The organism is Micromonospora rifamycinica, from assembly GCF_900090265.1.
GTDB classification, from domain to species: Bacteria; Actinomycetota; Actinomycetes; order Mycobacteriales; family Micromonosporaceae; genus Micromonospora; species Micromonospora rifamycinica.
The window spans coordinates 1,770,068-1,774,650 of sequence record NZ_LT607752.1 but is presented as its reverse complement, the minus strand read 5'-3'; the positions used below and the strand labels follow the sequence as shown (position 1 = coordinate 1,774,650).

At 71.7% G+C, this 4,583-nt stretch carries 1 protein-coding gene; it reads left to right on the top strand.

Translation table 11 applies throughout. From position 1 onward, the window contains the following. Positions 1-24 precede the first annotated feature (24 nt). On the top strand, positions 25-4,578 hold the full coding sequence (locus GA0070623_RS31360) for a type I polyketide synthase (protein WP_089003955.1): 4,554 nt from the start codon (positions 25-27) through the stop codon (positions 4,576-4,578). Positions 4,579-4,583: the final 5 nt, after the last annotated feature.

The window sequence follows — 4,583 nt, the reverse complement described above, 5'->3', positions numbered from 1 at the left end:
TCCGACAGCACAGGGGGAGGACGGATGAACACGTCGCAGGACCAGTTCGTCGAGGCGCTGCGTTCGTCGCTGAAGGAGAACGAACGGCTGCGCGCACAGAACCGCCGGTTGGTCGACGCGGCGACCGAGCCGTTGGCGATCATCGGCATGGCCTGCCGGTTCCCGGGTGGGGTGCGGTCTCCCGAGGAGCTGTGGACGTTGCTCGACCGGGATGGTGACGGCATCGCCGCCTTCCCGGTCGACCGGGGCTGGCAACGGTTGGCCCGGTTCGACCCCACCGGCAGGCTTCCGGGCTCGGTGTCGGCACGCGAGGGCGGCTTCCTGTACGACGCTGCGGATTTCGATGCTGATCTGTTCGGGATTTCGCCGCGTGAGGCGTTGGCGATGGATCCGCAGCAGCGGTTGTTGTTGGAGGTGTCGTGGGAGGTGTTGGAGCGGGCGGGTTTGGATCCGTTGTCGTTGCGGGGGAGTCGGACGGGTGTGTTCGCGGGGTTGATGTATCACGATTACGGGTCGCGGGTGCGGTCGGTTCCGGTGGAGTTGGAGGGTTATTTCACGAACGGTAATGCGGGGAGTGTGGCGTCGGGTCGGGTGTCGTACACGTTTGGTTTCGAGGGTCCGGCGGTGACGGTGGATACGGCGTGTTCGTCGTCGTTGGTGGCGTTGCATCTGGCTGCCCAGTCGCTGCGGGCCGGGGAATGCGACATGGCACTCGCCGGCGGGGTTTCCGTGATGTCGACGCCCATCGTCTTCCAGGAGTTCTCGCGACAGCAGGGAATGGCGGCGGACGGTCGGTGCAAGTCCTTCGCGGCCGCGGCCGACGGCGCGGGTTTCTCCGAGGGTGTCGGCCTGCTGCTGCTGGAACGGCTGTCGGATGCCCGGCGTCGAGGGCATCACATCCTGGCGGTGGTGCGGGGTTCGGCGGTGAATCAGGATGGTGCGTCGAATGGGTTGACGGCGCCGAATGGTCCGTCCCAGCAGCGGGTGATTCGGCAGGCGTTGGTGTCGGCGGGGTTGTCTGGGGTGGATGTGGATGTGGTGGAGGGGCACGGGACGGGGACGCGGTTGGGGGATCCGATCGAGGCGCAGGCGGTCCTGGCGGCGTACGGGCAGGATCGGGAACGGCCGCTGCTGTTGGGGTCGGTGAAGTCGAATATCGGTCATGCGCAGGCGGCGGCGGGTGTGGCTGGTGTGATCAAGATGGTGTTGGCGATGCGGCATGGTGTGGTGCCGCGGTCGCTGCACATCGATGAGCCGACTCCGCAGGTGGACTGGTCGGCCGGTGCGGTGGAGCTGGCGGCGGTGAGGACGGAGTGGCCGCGGACGGGCCGGCCGCGTCGGGCGGGGGTGTCGTCGTTCGGAGTCAGCGGCACGAACGCCCACGTGATCGTGGAGCAGGCGCCCGAGGCGGAGCCCGAGCCGGTTGTCGAGCACGACGGTGCGACGGTGTGGGCCGTGTCCGCGCGTTCGGCCGACGCGTTGCGGGCGCAGGTCGACCGGTTGGCCGCCATGGTCGAGGAGCGGCCGGAGGTCTCCGTCCACCGGGTCGCGGCGGGGTTGGCGCGGCGGGCGGTGTTGCCGTACCGGGCGGTCGGGGTCGGTGCCTCGGCCCCGGAGCTGTTGGGGAGCTTGCGATCGGCACCGCAGCCGGTCGCCGCGGGTGAGACGACGGTGGGGTTTCTGTTTTCGGGGCAGGGTTCGCAGTGGTGGGGGATGGGGGTGGGGTTGGCGGGGCGTTTTCCGGTTTTTGCGGAGGAGTTCGGGCGGGTGTGTGGGTTGTTGGAGGGGTTTTTGCCGCGGTCGTTGGGTGAGGTGTTGGTTGGGGGTGGTGGGTTGGTGGATCGGACGTTGTTTGCGCAGCCGGGCATTTTTGCGGTGCAGGTGGCGCAGGTGGCGTTGTTGCGGTCGTTCGGGGTGTGTCCGGGTGTGGTGGTGGGGCATTCGGTGGGTGAGTATGCGGCGGCGGTCGTGGCTGGGGTTCTGGATCTGGTGGATGCGTGTCGGTTGGTGGCGGCGCGGGCGCGGTTGATGGATGCGTTGCCTGCTGGTGGGGCGATGTTGGCGGTGCAGGCCGGTGAGTCGGCGGTGGCCGGTCTGGGTTTGGATGTGGCGGCGGTCAACGGTCCGGACCAGGTGGTGCTCTCCGGTCCGGAAGCTGCGGTCGTGGCCGCTGCGGATCGGTTGGCGGGGGCGGGGGTGCGGGTCCGCCGGTTGCGGGTGTCGCATGCGTTCCATTCGGTGTTGATGGAGCCGATGCTCGCTGAGTTCGCGCAGGTGGTGGGGTCGGTGGAGTTTCGGCCGGCGCGGGTGCCGTTGGTGTCGAGTGTGGAGGTGGGTGCGGATCTGACGGTGCCGGAGTACTGGGTGCGTCAGGTGCGGGAGACGGTGCGGTTCGGCGATGCGGTGGGTGTGGTGGACGCGGGGGTGTGTGTGGAGGTGGGTCCGGATGCGACGTTGACGGCGATGTTGCCTGATCGTCGGGTGGTGCCGGTGTCGCGGCGGGATGTCGATGAGGTGGTCACTTGGCTGACTGCGGTGGGTGCCCTGCATACCGCTGGGGTGCCGGTGGACTGGGCGCCGGTGTCGCCCATGGTGGCGGTGCCTGAGGATCTGCCGACGTACGCGTTCCAACACCGCCGCTACTGGCTCGATGCGGACGACGCCCCGGCCGCGCGTACCTCGACCGACGACCTGCTCTACGCCGAGAGTTGGCAACCCGCGCACCTTCCGCCGGCCGACCTCACCGGGGTGAGCTGGCTGCTGCTCACCCCGGGCGAGGGCGTCGACGCCGGATGGGCCGCAGCCCTGCGCGACGGCGTCGAGAGCGCTGGCGGCCGGTGCACGGTCCTGGAAGCGGCCGGCCTGGACCGGGTCGCCCTGACCGGTGCCCTCCGCGACAGCGACGCCGACCGCGTGATCTCCCTGCTGGGCTTCGACGAGACCCCCGCGCCCGTGGTGCCGGCCGGGCTCGCCGTAACCCTGCACCTACTACAGGCGCTCGACGACGCCGGCCTGGACGCGCCCCTGTGGTGCCTGACCCGCGACGCCGTCGCGGCCGGACCGGTCCACGCCCCGGCGCAGGCGGCGATCTGGGGCCTGGGCCGGACCGCGGCCCTGGAACACCCACGGCTCTGGGGTGGCCTGGTCGACGTCTCCGGACGCCCCGACGCCGAGGCGACCGCGCACGTCCTCGCCACCATCGCCGCCGCGGTCGAGGACCAGGCGGCGGTACGGACGGGCGGCGTACTCGGGCGGCGGTTGTCCCGGGCGACCACCGGGCCGACGTGGCGCGCCCAGGCCTGGCGACCCGAGGGCGACATCTGGGTCACCGGCGGCACCGGCGGCGTCGGCGCGCACCTGGCCCGCTGGTTGTCCGGACGGGGCGCCCGCCGCGTGGTCCTGTTGAGCCGGCGCGGACCCGCGGCTCCCGGGGCCGGCGATCTCGTCGCCGAACTCGCGACGCGGGGGACGACGGCGACGGTGGTGGCCTGCGACGTGGCTGACCGCGCGCAGCTCACCGCTCTCGTCGCCCGCAGCGGGCCACCCTCGGCGGTCTTCCACGCGGCCGGCGTACTCGACGACGGGGTTCTCGCCGCGCTCACCACCGACCGCCTGGCTGCGGTGTTCGGGGCGAAGGCCGCCGCGGCCCGGAACCTCGACGAGCTGACCCGCGGCCTGCACCTCGACGCGTTCGTCCTGTTCTCCTCGGTCGCCGGCACCGTCGGCGCTGCCGGGCAGGGCGGCTACGCCGCCGCCAACGCCTACCTGGACGCGTTGGCGGCGGCCCGGCAGGCGGCGGGGCGTCCGGCACTCGCCGTCTCCTGGGGCGCCTGGGAGGCGACGGGCATGGCCGGCCACACCGACGGCCTGGCCGCGGCCGGCGTACGGCCGATGGCGCCGGAGGCGGCGCTCGACGCCCTCGGCAGGGTCCTCGACCGTGGCGAGGCGACGGCCCTCGTCGCCGGCATCGACTGGGACACCTTCGCCACGCGGTTCACCGCGAGCCGGCCCAGCCCGCTGCTCACCGAGTTGACCGGCGGCGACAGCACGCACACCGGCGGTGTGACCGAGGTCCCGGTCACGCAGCGGTGGGCGGCGCTCGACGCCGCCGCGCAGCAGCAGGAACTGCTCGGACTGGTGCGGACGCACGCCGCCACGGTCCTCGGTCACTCCGGACCGGACCGGATCGATCCCGACCGGCCCTTCCAGGAACTCGGCTTCACCTCCCTGAGCGCGGTGGAACTGCGTAACCGGCTGGGGGCGGCGCTCGGCAGGCAACTACCGACGACGCTCGTGTTCGACCACCCCAACCCGGCCGCGCTCGCCGCCGAGCTGCGCCGGTCCACGTTCGGCGAACCGACGGCCACGTCGGTGCCCGATGAGCTCGACCGGCTGGAACGGCTCCTCGACACGGTGGTCCTCGACGGGGCGACCCGGGCCGCGGCCGGCTCCCGGCTGCGCGTGCTCCTCGACCGGCTGACGACCGGCGACCACGAAACCGGCGTCCGGCTGCCCGAGGAAACCTCCGACGACGATCAGATCTTCGACTTCATCCAGAACCAGCTGGGCATTTCCTGACCCGC

Excerpts from the sequence above, each read along its gene's own strand:
- GA0070623_RS31360 (WP_089003955.1), top strand. The coding sequence starts at position 25 with ATGAACACGTCGCAGGACCAGTTCGTCGAGGCGCTGCGTTCGTCGCTG.